This is a genomic window from Arthrobacter melezitosi, from assembly GCF_054511055.1.
The window spans coordinates 18072-34298 of the sequence record NZ_JBTNDJ010000008.1 but is presented as its reverse complement, the minus strand read 5'-3'; the positions used below and the strand labels follow the sequence as shown (position 1 = coordinate 34298).

The window sequence follows — 16227 nt, the reverse complement described above, 5'->3', positions numbered from 1 at the left end:
CCCCGGCGTCACCTTCGGCGGTATGCTGGATTCGCCTTCCGGACCCCCGTAGGCTCGTTCCAGCCCGTGGCTCCGTTGCGGGTTTCAGCAGTCGATCCGTGGCTGGATTCCGCGGAGATTTCACCGAAAGTAGGACCAATCCCATGGTTATTAAACTGAGCCATATCCCGCCGCGGGCGGCCACCGGCGCCTTCATCCTGAATGCCGGGATCGGCAAGCGCGGACTCGATGAGGAAAGCGCCGCGTACATGCAGCAGATGGCCGCCGGGGTCTTCCCGCAGGTCGGCCAGCTCGACCCGGAGAAGTTCGGCAAGATCCTCTCGGCAGTGGAGATCGGCCTGGGCAGCCTCCTGCTCGTCCCGTTCGTCCCGAGCCGGCTCGCGGGCCTGGCCCTGGCAGGCTTTTCCGGGGGGCTTCTTGCGATGTACCTCAAGACGGAGGGCATGACCGAGAAGGACGGGGTGCGCCCGACCCAGGCCGGAACCCCTGTCGCCAAGGATGTCTGGATGCTCGGCATCGCCCTGGGCCTGATCCTCGACCCGCCGAACAAGCGGAAGTAGAAGCCCGCCCGCCGGTCCGGCGCACACGACAAGCCTGCTGACAGTAAGCCGCCTTAGGTGATTTTGGGAGAAGTGTTTATGCTGACTTCACACGTTGATCCCGCGTCGACCGGAGGCTGAATACCCATTCCCTCGAGCGATCCGGGACGTTCGAAGCAAAGGGGCGGGTATGAACACTCGAAAGTCACTGGCTATTGCGGCAGCCCTCGGGTTGACACTCTCGGCGTGCGCCACCGGTACGGGCGGCTCCAAGACCTCCGGCGAGAGCCAGTTCGACCCTGAGGCGGAGATCTCGGGGGAACTGAACATCATGGGCTTCGGCGCGACCGACGAGATCGGCGAAACGCGGGTGAAGTCGGCCGAGGAAAAGCTCGACGGCGTCGAGGTGAGCCTGGTCGAGGGCGACCTGGACATCCAGCAGTTCCTCTCCGCCGTCGCCTCCGGCGAACCGCCGGCCCTCATCTACGCCAACCGCAACCAGCTCGGGACCTTCGCCTCCCGCGGAGCGATCATGCCCCTGAACGAGTGCATCGACTCCCACGGCGTCCAGGTCGACCACTTTCGGGCGGCGGCGATGAACCAGGTGACCTTCGAGGGCGATATCTACGGCGTCCCCGAGTTCAACCAGGTGCAGATCGTCATGGGCAACGCCTCACTGCTCGAGGAGCAGGGCCTCAGTGTCGAGGACATCGACGGCTCCGACTGGGACGGGATCCGCAAGGCAGCCGACACCGTGGCCAAGAACGAGGGCAAGCTGAGCGTGATCGGTTATGACACCAAACTGCCGGAGTTCCTCCCCATCTGGGCCAAGGCCAACGGCGCCGACATCCTCTCCGGGGATGGGCGCACGGCGAAGCTGAACGACCCCGCCGTCGTGGAGGCCCTCGAGTTCGCCGCCGAAATCTACGAAAAGCAGGGCGGGTTCAGCGCCGTCAAGGCCTTCCGCGACTCGGCCGACTTCTTCGGCGAGGGGAACCAGTTCGCGTCGAACACGCTCGGGGCCATGCCCATGGAGCAGTGGTACGTGAACATCCTCAACGATGTCTCACCGGACGCTCCGATGGCCTTCACCACCCTCAAGGACACCTCGGGCAAGACGATGAGCTACTCGAGCGGCTCGGCCTGGGCCATTCCGAAGGGAAGCTCCAACCCCGAGGCCGCCTGCCGCTTCATCGAGCACATGACCAAGGTGGACACCTGGATGGAGGCCGCCTCAGCACGCGCCGAGATCCGCACGGAGGAGGGCAAGCCGTTCACGGGCCTCTTCACCGGCAACCAGGCCGCGGACGAGCGCATCAGGACGGAGTTCGTCAAGGTCGGCTCGGACCCCAAGTGGGACGCGGCGATCGAGGCCTCCTATGAAGCCAACGACGCCTCCTTCGCCCTGCCGGCAAGCCCCGCGGACGCCGAATTCGAGACGGCCTGGGAGGACGCGGTGAACCGGGTGCTCAACGGTCAGCAGGAACCCCAGGAGGCCCTCGACCAGGCACAGGAGGAGGCCCAGCAGGCGCTCGACGAGGCCTGGAAATCCTGGGACGAGGAATAGGCCGTGAACTCGCAGGCCGCCGGGCTGCGGGGTCCCCGGGCCGCTGGGCCGGCGCTCCGGCCGGGCCAGCGGCGCAACCGCCGCCGCGCCCGGCGGGCCGCCCTCCTGTTCATCAGCCCCTGGATCGCCGGATTCCTCATCTTCACGCTCTGGCCGGTGATCTACAGCGCCTACCTTTCGCTGACCGACTACGACGTGATCAACAACCCGACGTTCGTGGGGACGGCGAACTACGCCGAGCTGTTCGACGACCCCAAGACCGTCCTGTCGATGCGCAACACCTTCATCTACACCGCCATCTCGGTGCCGGCGCACGTGATCGTCTCGCTGCTGCTGGCGCTGCTGCTGAACCGGGCCGGGCGTGCCTCGGGCTTCTTCCGCACCGTGTTCTACCTGCCGAAGATGACGCCGCCGGTGGCCATCGGCATCCTCGTGCTGCTGCTGTTCAACGGGCAGAACGGCCTGGTCAACGGTTTCCTGGGCTGGTTCGGCATCGACGGCCCGGCCTGGACGACCAACCCGTCCTGGATCAAGCCCGGGCTGATCCTGATGAGCCTGTGGACCCTTGGCTCCTCGGTGATCATCCTGCTGGCGGCGCTGCGGGACGTGCCGCAGGAACTCTACGACTCGGCGAAGGTCGACGGCGCCAACAGCTTCCAGGTCACCCGCAGCATCACCCTGCCGATGATCAGCGGAAGCCTGTTCTTCCTGGTCATCATCAATACGATCGCCGGCTTCCAGACCTTCACGGAGGCCTACACCGCGTTCTTCGGCTCGGGCAACACCACCTACAGCAACGACGCCGCCCTGTTCTATTCGATCTACCTGTTCCAGCAGGCGTTCGAATTCCTGCACATGGGGTACGCCTCGGCGATGGCGTGGGTGCTGTTCGTCATCGTCCTGATCGTCACCGTCATCCAGATGGTGCTCAGCCGGAGGTTCGTCTACTACGAAAGCGGGAACAACGATGGCTGATCTCCAGGCCGGCCCGTCCCAGCTGCCGCCGGTCACGCCCGTCCGTCCCGTCGACGGCGCCCCCGCGGCACCGCGGGCCGCGCCGCGGCCCGCCCCGTCGGGGGTGCGCCGCAGCCCCGTCGCCAGGGTGCTCACCTGGCTGGCGCTCGGCGCGGCGACGGTGGTCTTCACCTACCCCCTGCTGTGGCTCGTCAGCGCCTCCTTCAAGCCGCGCTCCGACGTCTTCGACAACAAGCTGATCCCCGAGAACTTCACGTTCGAGAACTACCTGACGGTCTGGCAGGAGGCCCCGCTGGCCCTCTGGCTGGCCAACACCGTGCTCGTCACGGTGCTCGCCGCCACCACCGTCACCATCTCGAGCGCGCTCGTGGCCTGGGGCTTCGCGTTCTTCCGGTTCCGCGGACGGAACTTCCTGTTCGGCCTCGTGCTGGCGACGATGATGCTTCCCGGGGCGGTCACCATGATTCCGACCTTCCTGATCTGGAACAGCCTCGGCCAGGTAGGCACCCTCACCCCGCTGTGGGCGGGCAACCTGTTCGGCAGCGCGTTCTACATCTTCCTGCTGCGCCAGTTCTTCCTGGGGCTGCCGCGCGAACTGTTCGAGGCGGCCAGGGTGGACGGGGCGAACAACTGGCACATGTTCTCGCGGATCGCGCTGCCCCTGTGCAAACCCGCCCTTGTGGTCACCCTGCTCTTCGAATTCCAGGCGGCGTGGACGGACCTGATGCGCCCATTGATCTACCTGCGCGACAGTTCGACCTTCACCGTCCCCCGCGGCCTGAAGGCCCTGCTCGACCAGTTCGGCTTCGGCGGGGACTGGCACTGGGAACTGGTCGTGACGGCGAGCGTGATCACCACGGTGCCGATGATCATCCTCTTCTTCCTTGGCCAGCGGCACTTCGTCGAGGGAATTGCCACCACCGGCAACAAGGGTTAGCAGCCGGACCCGGCCAGCTAGCGGGAGCCCCGCTTCGGTCTACCCGGGAGCCCCGCTCCGGACCTAGCGGGGAAGGGTTTCCCGGCCCTGGCCGGCGGGGGTGACAAGCGCGGCGATCCGGAGGAGTTCGGCCTCCGGGATCCCCGTCGCCTCGGACAACGCGGCAGGCTCCTCCCCCGCCCCGAAGGCCTCAAGCACCAGATCGCGGTACAGCAGGGCGAGCCGGTCCCGCTCGAACTCGGCCTTCTCAAGATCTGCTGCAGCGATCATGATCTGCTTGACGGGGGTCGAGGGGGAGTCGGACATGGCCGCCCTTTCAGATAACAGGGGTTGGCCTTCGAATTTATCAGTCGATCAGGACCACCCGCGACCTTCCCTGCTGTAGGGGGCCCGCGGTGCCGCCGGCTGTTCGGCGATGAACTCGTTGACGGCGTGGGCGAGCATGTCCCGCTCGAACGCGGGAAGCAGCAGCGAACTGTAGAGGTAGGCGTCGACCTCCTCCTCGCCGGCGTTGCCCCCCAGCCCGACATACCGCAGCCACAGTTCATAGAGGCTCAGGGTCGTCTGCCGGAAGGCCGCGCAGGTGCGGCGCTGCTGGTCCTGTTCGCTGATCACCGGACTCCACCGCTCACTGACGGGCACCGGCGCAACGAAATCCGCCCTTAACGGGCTCCGGGCAGATCCTGCTGCGGACCGGCACTCCGACTCGGAATCGAAATACCCTTTCAACCTATCCAGCAAGCACGGCTTTGGGAAGAAAGTGCCTTGCGGAGTCCCACCGGGACTGCTTGGCTTGAATTTTCCGGCTCTGTCCACGAGGGAGGATCCTCAATGTTCACGCGGGATGTCGCGGAGGGAATCCACCGCATCGAGCACGCGCACACCAACTGCTACCTCGTCGAGGACGGCGGGAGCCTGCTGCTCGTCGACGCGGGGCTGCCGGGCACCCGCCGGGAGTTCCTCAACGCGCTGGGCAGCCTGGGCAGGAGCCTCGCCGACGTGCGGGCGGTGGTGCTCACCCACGGCCACTTCGACCACCTCGGCTTTGCCGAGTACCTGCGGGTGCAGCACGGGATTGCCGTTTACGGCCACCGGGACGACGCCTACATCGCCGCCCACCCCTACCGGTACCAGCGGGAGAGGACGCCGCTGCTGTACCCGGTGCGGTACCCCCGCGCGGTGCCGGTGCTGGCCGGCATGGCCGCAGCCGGTGCCTTCCGGGTCCGCGGGGTGAAGTCCCTCGAACCGCTGACTTCGGCGAGCGCCGCCGCCCTGCCGGGCAGTCCCGTGCTGGTTCCCTCCCCGGGGCATACGAAGGGCCACTGCGCTCTGTCCTTCCCCGACCGCGGGGCGCTGATCAGCGGGGACGCCCTCGTTACCCTCGATCCCTACACCGGCCGCAGCGGGCCTCAGATCGTCGCCCGGGCCGCAACCGCCGACACCGCGGCGGCCCTCGCCTCCCTCGATGCGCTCGAGGGCACCGGGGCGCAGCTCGTCCTGCCCGGGCACGGGTACGTCTGGACCAACGGCATCGCCAAGGCCGCCGCGGAGGCCCGCCTCGTCGGCGGCCACTAGCAACGCCGCCGCGGACCGGGTGGCAGGGAAGACCGGGCGGCAGGGAGGACCAAGTCGGGCGGGCGATAGGCTCTAGGCATGGACTCGCTGAACCACAGGTTTGTAGTGGGCTTTGCCACGACCGCCCTCCGCCGTGCCGCCCTTCTTTTCCTTGCCGTGCAGGCGGCGGTCATCGCCTCCGTCGTACTCGTCGATGCGGTGCAGAAACGCATCCGCCGGACCCGTGAAGGCTTCCCCCGGCCCGGCACCTTCACCACGACGATCAGCGACTCGACGACGACCGTCTATACGTACGGTGAAGACCTCTACAACGCGATGATCGACGCCATCGGGAAGGCCGAGCGCCAGATCCTGCTCGAGACGTATATCTGGAAGGGCGACGCGATGGGCCGGCGTTTCCGCGACGCCCTCAATGACGCCGCCGCCCGCGGCGTGGAGGTCTACGTGATCTACGACGGTTTCGCGAACCTCGTGGTGCGCCCCTCTTTCTACCGGTTCCACCCGGACGTTCACGTGTTCCGGTTCCCGGTCCTGCGCCCCTCGGTGCTGTTCACCAATATCCGGGGCACCGGACTCGACCACCGGAAACTGCTGGTGGTTGATGACGCCGTCGGCTTCGTCGGTGGGTACAACATCGGTTCCCTGTACGCCACCAAGTGGCGCGACACCCATCTCCAACTCACCGGCCCCTCGGTGTGGGAGCTCCGGCAGGCCTTCGTGAGCGTGTGGAACCTGAGCGTGAAGCGGCGTGCGAGGATGGCCGACACCAGCGCCGGCTTCTGGGAGCCGAGGATCCGTGCCGTCAACAACATCCCGGCGAACCTCGTGTTTCCCATCCGGGGGGTCTACCTGGATGCCATCAACCGCGCGACGCGCTCCATCTACATCACCACCGCCTACTTCATCCCCGACCAGCAGATCATGGACGCGCTGCTGCGTGCGAGCCGGCGGGGCGTCGACGTGCGCGTCATCCTGCCGGAGGACTCGAACCACGTCGTGGCCGACTGCCTCTCGCGCGGGTTCTATTCCTCGATGCTGCGGGCCGGCGTGCAGGTCCTGCTGTACCAGAACGCCATGATCCACGCCAAGACCGCAACGGTCGACGGCGAGTGGTCGACGGTGGGCACCGCGAACATCGACCGGCTGAGCCTGACCGGCAACTACGAGACCAACCTTGAGATCTTCGACAAGGAACTTGCGGGCACCATGGAGCGGATCTTCGAGATCGACAGCTCCAACACCCGCCTGTTGACCCTCGAGGAGTGGGAGAGCCGGCACGTGGTGGCCCGGTTCAGCGAGATGGTCCTCGCGCCGCTCCGCCCGTTCCTGTAGGCCTGGGACCCGGAGGACGGGCAGGTCAGCGGCCGGCGGCGTAACCCTGCGCGCCGCGCGGGTTGGCCGCCGCCTGCAGGATCCCGGTGACCGGATCGGCCGTGACGCACGAGAGCCGGCCCAGGGCCCAGTCCCCCGCCCGGGTGACCGTGTGCCCGCGGTGTTCGAGCTCGGCGATGACATCCCCGCCGAGCCGGTCCTCGACCACGGCCCCGCCCGGTTCCCAGGTGCGCGGCCAGAATGACCCGGGGATCGACGTCGTATGCAGCGAGGGCGCGTCGATGGCCTCCTGGGGGCTGTAGCCGCCGACGATCGTACGCAGCAGGTACAGCAGCTGCCACTGGTCCTGCTGGTCCCCGCCGGGGGAGCCCAGGGCCACAACCGGCGTGCCGTTCCGAAGGACGAGGGTCGGCGTGAGGGTGGTGCGGGGGCGCCGTCCGGGACGGAGCGTGGAGGGGGCGCCGTCCTCGAGCCAGGTCATCTGCAGGCGCGTGCCCAGGCAGAAGCCGAGCCCGGGGATGGCCGGCGACGACTGGAGCCAGCCGCCGCTCGGGGTCGCCGAGATCATGTTTCCCCAGCGGTCGACGACGTCGATGTGGCAGGTGTCCCCGCGGGCCTCCCCGGCGCGCGAGACGGTGGGCTCCCCCGCCCCGGCGAACGGCTGCCCGGCGGCCGCCGGCGGTGTGTACTCGGTGCGCAGGGGCGGGATGAACGGTTCGTGTCCCGGGACGGTGCCGGGGCGGAACCCGACGGAGGCCTCCCGGCCGATCAGGGCGCGGCGCTGGGCGGCGTACTCCGCGGAGAGCAGGTAGTCCAGGGGCACCTCGGCGTCGCCGTAGTAGGCCTCACGGTCGGCGATGGCCAGTTTCTGGGCCTCGAGGATGGTGTGCGCGCCGAGGGCGGTGGAGGGGTCAAGGTGGTCATCGGGCAGCCCGTCCAGGATCGCCAGGGTCTGCAGCAGCGCCGGTCCCTGGCCCCAGGGTCCCGTCTTGGCGATGGTGAAGCCGCGGAATTCGAGGGTCACCGCGGGCTCGTACCCGGCCGCGAAGCCGGCGAAATCCCGCCGGGAGATCACTCCGCCATGGTCCGTTCCGGAGGAATGGCGGTGCGGGACGGCAAGGAATTCAACCGCCGTGGACGCTACCGCGCCGGTGCGCCATTCCCGCCGGGCGGCGTCGATCCTCGCTTCCCGGGTCTGGGCACCTCCCCCGGCACTCGTCCCGGCGGCGGCGAGCCGGTCGAGGACCGCTGCGTATTCCTCGTTCGCGATGATCTCGCCCGCGGCCGGCGGGTGCCCCTCCGGCATCCACAGGGCGGCCGAGCTGGGCCAGTGTTCGGTGAAGAGCCCGGCGACTGTGGCGATGGTGGCGCCCACCCGGCCGAGCGCGGGGTGCCCGTTCCGGGCGTAGCCGATGGCGTAGGCGAGCACCTCGCCGAGTTCCCAGGAGCCGTGGTCGCGCAGCAGCAGCAGCCAGGCGTCGACGGCGCCGGGCACGGCGGCCGCCAGGGCTCCGGCCCCCGGCACCAGCTCGAGCCCCTCCGCCAGGTAGTGCTCGCGGCTCGCCCCGGCCGGGGCAGGGCCCTGCCCCATGAGCACCGTCGGCGTGGGATCCGCGGCGGTGGCGAAGATGCCGGTCATGTCACCACCGGGACCGTTGAGGTGCGGCTCCACCACGTGCAGCACGAAGGCTCCCGCGACGGCGGCATCGAAGGCGTTGCCGCCGCGTTCGAGGACCGCCTGGGCGGAGGCCGTGGCAAGCCAGTGCGTGGAGGCGCTCATGCCGAAGCTGCCCTGCAGGGTGGGGCGGGTGGTGAAGGCCCCGGCCGGTGTGTAGGTCATGGAAGCGCCTTTCGGCCCGCCGGGCGGGCTTGACGGGGATGGACACCCCGAAGCAGGGCCCTTGGGACCGATACGGTCCCAGCTCCGACGATATGCTTCGTGTACATTCCCCACAAGGCAGCCGGAGGCACCGGGCCCCGGCCGGGCCCGGTGTCGGAAACCGCCGCGGGCACCGATTCCTCTCCCCGGCTACGGCCCCTCGTCATTGGAGAACCGCATGAAGAGAACGCCCGTCTCCACCGACCGGCTCCAGCTGGTGCTGATGCTCGTCCTCACCTTCTCCACCGGGGTCATCGACGCCGTCGGCTACCTCGGCCTTGACCGGGTATTCACCGGCAACATGACCGGCAATGTGGTGCTCCTTGGCATGGCGTTCGCCGGTGGCAGCGACCTCCCCGTGCTCCGGCCCGCTCTCGCCCTTGTCTTCTTCATGGTGGGCGCGGCCGTTGCGGGCCGGCTCCTGCGCAGGGCGCCCGAGGGCTGGTCCGGGCGGACCACCGCCGCCCTGGCGGCGGTGGCCGGAGGAATGGCGGCGCTCGCCGTCTTCGTCGCCCTGGTGGACGTCGCCGACGACGAGGCGCTGGGAAGCGTCACGACGTCGGCCCTGGGTCTGGTGATGGGAATCCAGGCCGCCACGGCGAAGCGGCTGAAGGTCGCTGAGATTACGACGGTCGTTGTCACCTCGACCATCACCGGGCTCGCCTCCGATTCCCGGATCGCCGGTGGCAAGAGCCCTTTCTGGGCCCGCCGCGCCGCCGCCATCGCCCTCATCCTCGCCGGGGCGGTCGCCGGGGCAGCGGCCCTGAAGATCGACCTGTGGGCGGGAATCGCCCTTTCGGCGGTCCTGACCTCCGCAGTGACGGTCCTCGGCCACGTGCGCGCCCGGCGTGATGCGCGGGCTCCATTGGAGGAGGTCTACCGTTAAGCAGGAATAAGGCAGGGGCCCGAACCCTGGGCACAGTCTCAACGAAAGATGGAAGACATTCAAGTGGACCGATCAACAGAGGGCCCGTCCGCCGTGGCCCCATCCCAGGACCGATCGGGGGCGCCGGCGGATCCCGCCATCGCCCCGGCGGGCGAGTCCTTCCCTTTTCACCGCCTCACCCGCTCTTGGGACGGTTACCGGTGGTGGAAGCCGCTGCTGACCGGGTTGCTCGCCTTGGTCTTCTACCTGGTCTTCATCGTCATCGTGCTCGTCATCGGCGGTATCAGGATCGGCCTCGACCCGGCGCTGGGCACCTCCTATCTTGAGAGGCTCAACGCCTTCGATCTGTCGGACCCCCTCGTATTCGGCTTCGCGATGGTCTCCCTGATCCTGCTGATTCCGGCGCTCGCCCTGGCCGCGCTCATCACCGGGCCTCGGCCGATCGGGCTGCTGTCCTCCGTCCACGGGCGGCTCCGCTGGGGGTGGCTGGGCAAGTGTGCCGCGGCCGCCGTCGTCATCTACTCGCTGAGCATCGCGCTGTCCTTCCTCCTTGAGCCGCTGTTCCCCGGCTACACGCCTGCGGTCTTCGACCCCACGGGGCCCCGGGTGGGAATCCTGGTCGCCATGACCCTCCTCCTGGTGCCGTTCCAGGCTGCCGCAGAGGAGTATGTGTTCCGCGGCTACCTCATGCAGGCGGTCGGCAGCTGGCTGCGCCACCCCGCCTTCGCGATCCTCCTGCCCGTCCCGCTGTTCGTGCTGGGCCACGGATACGACCCGCTGGGCCAGCTCGATGTCGCGCTCTTCGCGATCTTCGCGGGGTGGATTACCTGGCGTACCGGCGGTCTTGAGGCGGCCATCGCCGCCCACGCGGTCAACAATTCGACGATCCTCCTGCTCGGCGCGGTGGGCCTCGTCGACGTGAACGCCAAGGAGGGCTCAGCCGTTGGGGTCGGCATCACGGTGCTGACCACCGCGGCCTTCGCGGTCGTCGTGCTGCGGATGTTCGACCGTTCCGAGGGCGTCAGGCGGGACCGCGTGGTTGTGCCGGCACCGGCACCCGCCCTTTACCCGCACGCGCCGTATCCCTACGCGCAAAACCCATACGGGCAACACCCCTACGCACCGTATCCCTACGCGCAGAGCCCCGCGCAGTACCCGCCGGCGCACACCGCAGGACAGTACCCCGCGCAATACATACCCGCGGCACCGCCTTTGAACCAGCAATCCGGGCAGTACCCACCGGCACCCGCCGGCGGGCAGTACCCCGGACCGTATCCGCCGGCACCCGCCGCCGGACAGTACCCGCCGGCACCCACCGCCGGACAGTACCCGCCGGCACCCGCCGCCGGACAGTACCCCACGCAATACGCCGGACAGTACCCGCCCGCACCCACCGCCGGACAGTACCCACCGGCACCCACCGCCGGACAGTACCCCACGCAATACGCCGGACAGTACCCCACGCAATACGCCGGACAGTACCCACCGGCACCCACCGCCGGACAGTACCCACCGGCCCCGGCCGCTGGGCAGTATCCGCCAGCACCCACCGCGGGACAGTCCGCATCAAAACTGGACCCTGTGGACGAGTATCCCGCCCTCAACCCTCCGGCCCGTCAGGAGAATCGCCCCTCCGGGTGGAACGCTCCGGGACCGGAGGCCGGTCCGCGGGACGAGGCCCCGGACGGCCACTAGCCGGTACGAAGCCCAGGACGCGCCGATGGGCCGGTCAGGGCACTGCCCTGACCGGCCCCTTCAGCCCTCGACGCGGATACCCAGGTTTTCCGCGAGGACCGGAGCGATGAGACCCAGTTGATACGAGTCGATCGTGACTCCGCCCAGCCCGTCCATGCCGTTCAGCGCCCGGAACTCCGTGGTTCGCAGGTCGAGATCGCGCAGTCGACTTCCGGAGAGCGTCAGTGAGTTCAGGCGGCAGTTGCGCAGTGCGACGCGGAGGCCCTTCGCCTCCGTCAGGTCGAGGTCGCCGATGATGCAGTCCGAGATTTCGACATCGGTGAGGGTTGAACTGCGGAGGTTGACGAAGTCAAGCTTCCCGCCGCTGATCCGCACGGATTCCAGCGTGCTGTCGTACAGTTCGGCGGACCCCCAGCGGGTGCCCTCGAGGGAGACGTTGCGCCAATTGCTCCGCGCTGCGGCGAAGACCGGGGCGAACAGCTCGGTGAAGCGGCATTCGCGCAGCCGGGCACCTCGGAGTTGCGTCTCGTTGAAGGAGACCCCCTCGAACAGGCATTCGCTGAAGGTGATGCCGCCGAGGTCGAGGCCGTCCAGGCTGGTGTGGGCGTACGCCTCACCTTCCCGGTGATCCCCTGCCTCGGGCGGGCCGCCTTCCGGCGCCGCGAGGTCCCGCAGCACCAGGGGTTCGATCCGGGGCGACCGGGTTGGGCTTTTCGCCATTCGCTGTCCTGGGGGTTCGGCGTGGAAGGAGGCCAGAGGGCTGCCCCGGCCGGGTCTCCGGAAGTCTAGCGGACCCCTCCCGCCCCTCCCGCCGTCCGACGCACCCCCTCCCGCCCCTCCCGCCGTCCGACGCACCCCCTCCCGCCAACAACCCACCCGTTAGCGACCCGCGCACCCGATCACGACCCGCACACCCCAAAGCGACAAACGCCCCAGATATATCGTGCCCGCCCGTCGCTTTCCGGCCCGCTGGCCACCGCTCGGAGCGGCACCCTGCGGACAGCCCTCCCGCCGGCGGACCCACCCCCTCCCGTCGCCGAACGCACCCGTTTGCGACCGGCGCACCCGATCACGACCCGCACACCCCAAAGCGACGAACGCCCCAGATATATCGTGCCCGCCCGTCGCATTCCGGTCCGCTGGCCACCGGCCGTGCGGGATCCGGGACCGGGAACTGGCGATAGGCTCGGGGCATGACTGTGTTGATTGCCGGATGCGGAGACCTCGGAACGGAGGCCGGGCTGCGCTTCGCCGCGGCCGGGCACCGGGTGGTGGGTTGGCGGCGTTCCCCCGGCCGGCTCCCGGAGCAGCTTGAGGGCGAGGCCGTTGACCTCACCGGCACCCTGCCGCCGGTGCCCGCCGATACCGGGATCGTCGTGATCGCCACCGCCGCCGGCGAGCGCACCGAGGCGGCGTACCGGGCAGCCTACGTGAGCGCCACAGCGAACCTGCTCGACGCCCTGGAGCGCGACGGCGTCACCCCGCGGCGGATCCTCTTCGTTTCCTCCACCGCCGTGTACGGAGACTTCGGCGGCGGGCCCGTGAACGAGCAGTCCCCGGCAGAACCGGGCACCCCGACCGGGAAGATCCTCCGGGAGGCCGAAACGCTCCTGCTCGAGCGCTCCCGCAGCGCACTGGTGCTCCGGCTCTCGGGCATCTACGGGCCGGGCCGCACCCGGCTGATCGATTCGGTGTCCTCCGGCAAGGCGGTCCTGCCGGCCGAGCCCCAGTGGACGAACCGGATCCACCGCGACGACGCCGCCGCCGCCATCGTCCACCTCACCACCGCTGTGGACACGCCCGCGCCGGTGTACCTCGGAACGGACGAGGAACCGGCGGACCTCGCCGACGTGCTGCGGTTCCTGGCGGCCGAACTGCGGCTGCCCGTTCCCCCGTCCGGCCCCACCAGCACCAGCCGTGGCGGTGACAAGCGCTGCTCCAGTGCCCTGCTGCGCTCGAGCGGGTTCGCCTTCGCCTACCCCACGTACCGGGAGGGGTACCGTGCCGTGCTGGCCGGTGAAGGGGTCCGCCACCCCTGAGCGGTGCCGGACCTCCGCGCCTTGATGCGGGCGCGGGCCAGCACCTAAGCTGAAGCTCCCTCCCTGCGTCCTCCGTCGAAGGAACCCGATGCTCTCCGTCCTGCGGGTTCCGGCCTACCGCAACCTCCTGGCGGCCCAGGTCGTGGCGCTGGCGGGCACCGGGCTGCTGACGGTGGCCCTGGGCCTGCTCGCCTTCGACCTCGCCGGCGGACAGGCCGGCGCCGTCCTCGGAACGGCTTTCACCCTCAAGATGGTGGCCTACGTCTTCGCCGCCCCCGTGATGGCCGCGGCGGTGGAGCGCCTGCCCCGCCGTGCGGTGCTGATCGGGGCCGACCTCGTGCGCGCCGCCATCGCCCTGGCCCTGCCGTCGGTCGACCAGGTCTGGCAGATCTACCTGCTGGTGTTCCTCCTGCAGTCGGCCTCGGCCACCTTCACCCCGGCGTTCCAGGCCCTGATCCCCGTCGTCCTTACGCGGGAACGGGACTACACGCGCGCCCTGTCGCTCTCCCGCCTCGCCTACGACCTCGAGTCCCTGCTCAGTCCGCTGCTCGCCGCGGCACTGCTGCTCGTCCTTTCCTACTCCAGCCTGTTCGTCGGCACCGCCGCGGGGTTCCTGCTGTCGGCCGCATTCGTCACGGCCACCCGGCTGCCGCCGGTCCCGCCGTCGTCCCCGGCCGGCTCCCTGCTGCACCGCACCACCCTCGGCACCCGGATTTTCCTGCGCGTGCCCGCGCTGCGCGGACTGCTGGCCCTGGACCTCGCCGTCGCGGCCGGAACCGCCTTTGTGCTGGTGAACACCGTGGTGCACGTCCAGGAGGTCTTCGGCCGGCCCGATACCGACCTCGCCCTCGCACTCGCCTGTTACGGCGCGGGCTCGATGCTCGTGGCCCTCGCCGCCCCGCGGCTCCTCGACCGGGCCACCGACCGCTCCCTCATGCTCGCCGGCGGCATTCTCCTTCCACCGGGGCTCGCCGCCGCGGCCCTGATGACGTGGACCGGGATGCTCCCCGGCGGCCCGACGGACCAGGCCTGGCTGCTCTACCTCGCACTGTGGGGGGTCCTCGGCGCCGGAACCTCGATGATCAGCACCCCCTCGGGGCGGCTGCTGCGCAGGGCCGCCACGGACAGCACCCGGAACCAGCTGTTCACGGCCCAGTTCTCGCTCTCGCACGCCTGCTTCATCCTCACCTACCCTGCCGCTGGCTGGATCGGCGCCGCCGCGGGCCAACCGGCGGCCGCGCTTGTCCTGGCGGCCCTGGCCGCGGCAGGGACCACGGGGGCGGTGGTGCTGTGGCCGCGCACAACGCGGCCCGTGCCCGAGGCTGCGCAGCCGGGGTCGGACGGCAGCTGACCTGCCCGGGCAGCCGGGACTCCGTCCCGGAACCGGCCTACGCGGAGCTGGGCAGGCCCGCCGCGGCCGTCCGCCGGCTCATCCGCCAGAGCCTGCGCACCGACCACCCGAAGATGCCTACCACCAGGAGGTTTCGCAGCGTCAGCAACACGGCCACGGCCGGGTTCAGCGCGTACCTCAGCTCGTCGTAGAAGATCGGGTAGACGAGGGTTGTCAGCGCCGCGGTCAGGAGCATCGCCAGCGCCGGGATCCGCCAGCCTCCCGCGCGGTCGAGCACCAGGCCGACGGCGATCGCCGCGGCGATCCAGAGCATGAACTGGGGCGAGCCGACCTTGTTGAACACGACGAGCGTCGTTACCAGCGCGAGCGAGGCGGTGGCCAGCAGCGGGCCGGTCCGCGCCCCGCGCCGCAGGCCGACGGCGACCAGTACGGCCGAACCGAGGACCGCCAGGGCCAGGAGCGGGCTCATGAGGGCCGCGACCTGGCCGCTCAGCGCCCCACGCACCTCCATGGTGTTGATGATCTTGTCCTCGTAGAAGTACGCACCCGAACTCCCGGTGATGGCCTGCCACACGCCGGGCGTGGACAGGGGCGCTTCGAGCTGCATGCCGCGCGCGCCCTGGGCTCCGAGGAAACCCGTGAGGTTCCGGAGGTCGCCGAAGACGGCGACGACGACGGCGATGAGCACCGAAAGGCCCGCACCGGCGAGCACGACCGTCATGCGGCTGCGGAGCGTGATCACCGCGGCGAGCACGACGGCGGCGGGCCAGACCTTCACCCAGGCGGCGGCACTGAGCAGGAGGGAGGCAAGGACCGGGCGCGCCGCCAGGAAGAGGGTTCCGACGATCACCATCGGCGCCGTCAGGCCGTCGAGCCGCCCCACGGCGACCGGACCGAGCAGGGCCGTGGCCGCAAGCCACCAGTATGCCGCCCGGAGCCCGTGCGGGGCAGCGCGGCGCACGAGGGCCGCGGTGCCGGCCGCATTCAGCGCGGTGAAGATGCCGAACCACGCCAACTGGTACAGCCAGGGGCCGAAAGCCGTGGCGGCGACGATGGGCACGATGGCCCCGGCGGGATAGACCCAGGCGGTGTCGATCCCCTGCCAGACGCCGTCGTCGAGGGCCTGGTAGGCCCACCCCCGGTAGATGTTGATGTCGCTGAGCACGCCTCCGGACAGGATGAAGGGCATCAGCCGGGCGAGGAATCCCGCATGGATCAGGGCAAAAAAGATCCAGACCGACGAGGTGCGGGAAAGGAAGTCCGGACCAGGCCGAAGGTATCGCACGGGCGCTCCTGTGGGGTGGGTGGTCCGTCAAGTCTTCCACCCGGCCGCACCAGCCCGGAAATCGCCGGCCCGGGCGAAGCGGCCACGAGCCTGCCGGCCGGCCCGGCCGGTGGGTCCGCGGACCGTCCGCAGCCGCCCGCTCCGGCCGGTTCCGCCACGCCGGCGAT

Annotated in this window: 15 protein-coding genes; 10 read left to right on the top strand and 5 right to left on the bottom strand. The window is 69.6% G+C overall.

What is annotated here, in order from left to right; all coding sequences use genetic code 11:
• The first annotated feature begins 143 nt into the window (after nucleotides 1-143).
• The 4 genes from ACX80W_RS10365 (at nucleotide 144) to ACX80W_RS10350 (ending at nucleotide 4018) form a co-directional block, all read left to right on the top strand.
• A complete protein-coding gene (locus ACX80W_RS10365; RefSeq protein ID WP_459282948.1) occupies nucleotides 144-560 on the top strand; it encodes a hypothetical protein in 417 nt (138 codons plus the stop codon).
• A 169-nt stretch (nucleotides 561-729) separates the two neighbouring features.
• Nucleotides 730-2106 carry an ABC transporter substrate-binding protein gene (locus ACX80W_RS10360; protein WP_459282946.1) on the top strand — a complete coding sequence of 459 codons (1377 nt, stop codon included), beginning with the start codon at nucleotides 730-732 and terminating at the stop codon, nucleotides 2104-2106.
• A 3-nt stretch (nucleotides 2107-2109) separates the two neighbouring features.
• Nucleotides 2110-3081: a carbohydrate ABC transporter permease gene (locus ACX80W_RS10355; RefSeq protein ID WP_459282943.1), complete on the top strand. Its 972-nt coding sequence runs from the start codon at nucleotides 2110-2112 to the stop codon at nucleotides 3079-3081.
• Nucleotides 3074-4018, top strand: coding sequence for a carbohydrate ABC transporter permease (locus ACX80W_RS10350; RefSeq protein WP_459282941.1), 945 nt, complete (start codon nucleotides 3074-3076; stop codon nucleotides 4016-4018). The genes ACX80W_RS10355 and ACX80W_RS10350 overlap by 8 nt, the downstream gene beginning before the upstream one ends.
• 63 nt (nucleotides 4019-4081) lie before the next feature.
• Here the strand turns inward: ACX80W_RS10350 and ACX80W_RS10345 are convergent, their stop codons facing one another.
• Together ACX80W_RS10345 and ACX80W_RS10340 are read right to left on the bottom strand one after the other, a co-directional pair.
• The gene (locus ACX80W_RS10345; RefSeq protein WP_459282939.1) at nucleotides 4082-4324 is read right to left on the bottom strand and encodes a hypothetical protein; all 243 of its coding nucleotides are present in this window, start codon (nucleotides 4322-4324) and stop codon (nucleotides 4082-4084) included.
• Between the two features lie 48 nt (nucleotides 4325-4372).
• Nucleotides 4373-4633 (bottom strand): hypothetical protein, encoded by a 261-nt coding sequence (locus ACX80W_RS10340; RefSeq protein ID WP_459282937.1) that lies wholly within the window; start codon nucleotides 4631-4633, stop codon nucleotides 4373-4375.
• A gap of 216 nt (nucleotides 4634-4849) precedes the next feature.
• Between ACX80W_RS10340 and ACX80W_RS10335 the strand changes: the two genes are divergently transcribed.
• Nucleotides 4850-5593, top strand: a complete 744-nt coding sequence (locus ACX80W_RS10335) for an MBL fold metallo-hydrolase (RefSeq protein ID WP_459282935.1) — start codon at nucleotides 4850-4852, stop codon at nucleotides 5591-5593.
• A gap of 78 nt (nucleotides 5594-5671) precedes the next feature.
• Nucleotides 5672-6925: a phospholipase D-like domain-containing protein gene (locus ACX80W_RS10330; protein WP_459282933.1), complete on the top strand. Its 1254-nt coding sequence runs from the start codon at nucleotides 5672-5674 to the stop codon at nucleotides 6923-6925.
• 25 nt (nucleotides 6926-6950) lie between these two features.
• Here the strand turns inward: ACX80W_RS10330 and ACX80W_RS10325 are convergent, their stop codons facing one another.
• Nucleotides 6951-8765, bottom strand: coding sequence for a gamma-glutamyltransferase family protein (locus ACX80W_RS10325; RefSeq protein ID WP_459282931.1), 1815 nt, complete (start codon nucleotides 8763-8765; stop codon nucleotides 6951-6953).
• A 217-nt stretch (nucleotides 8766-8982) separates the two neighbouring features.
• Between ACX80W_RS10325 and ACX80W_RS10320 the strand changes: the two genes are divergently transcribed.
• Nucleotides 8983-9690, top strand: coding sequence for a YoaK family protein (locus ACX80W_RS10320; protein ID WP_459282929.1), 708 nt, complete (start codon nucleotides 8983-8985; stop codon nucleotides 9688-9690).
• A gap of 63 nt (nucleotides 9691-9753) precedes the next feature.
• The gene (locus tag ACX80W_RS10315) at nucleotides 9754-11385 is read left to right on the top strand and encodes a CPBP family intramembrane glutamic endopeptidase (RefSeq protein WP_459282927.1); all 1632 of its coding nucleotides are present in this window, start codon (nucleotides 9754-9756) and stop codon (nucleotides 11383-11385) included.
• Between the two features lie 60 nt (nucleotides 11386-11445).
• Here the strand turns inward: ACX80W_RS10315 and ACX80W_RS10310 are convergent, their stop codons facing one another.
• On the bottom strand, nucleotides 11446-12105 hold the full coding sequence (locus ACX80W_RS10310; protein ID WP_459282925.1) for a pentapeptide repeat-containing protein: 660 nt from the start codon (nucleotides 12103-12105) through the stop codon (nucleotides 11446-11448).
• Between the two features lie 473 nt (nucleotides 12106-12578).
• On the opposite strand from ACX80W_RS10310, the gene ACX80W_RS10305 reads away from it, so the two are divergent.
• Entirely contained in the window at nucleotides 12579-13424 is an 846-nt protein-coding gene (locus tag ACX80W_RS10305) for an NAD-dependent epimerase/dehydratase family protein (protein ID WP_459282924.1), read from the top strand.
• 88 nt (nucleotides 13425-13512) lie between these two features.
• Entirely contained in the window at nucleotides 13513-14775 is a 1263-nt protein-coding gene (locus ACX80W_RS10300) for an MFS transporter (protein WP_459282922.1), read from the top strand.
• A gap of 37 nt (nucleotides 14776-14812) precedes the next feature.
• Here ACX80W_RS10300 and ACX80W_RS10295 read toward each other — a convergent pair whose 3' ends face one another.
• Complete coding sequence (locus ACX80W_RS10295) at nucleotides 14813-16060, bottom strand: hypothetical protein (protein WP_459282921.1); 1248 nt, start codon at nucleotides 16058-16060, stop codon at nucleotides 14813-14815.
• Nucleotides 16061-16227: the final 167 nt, after the last annotated feature.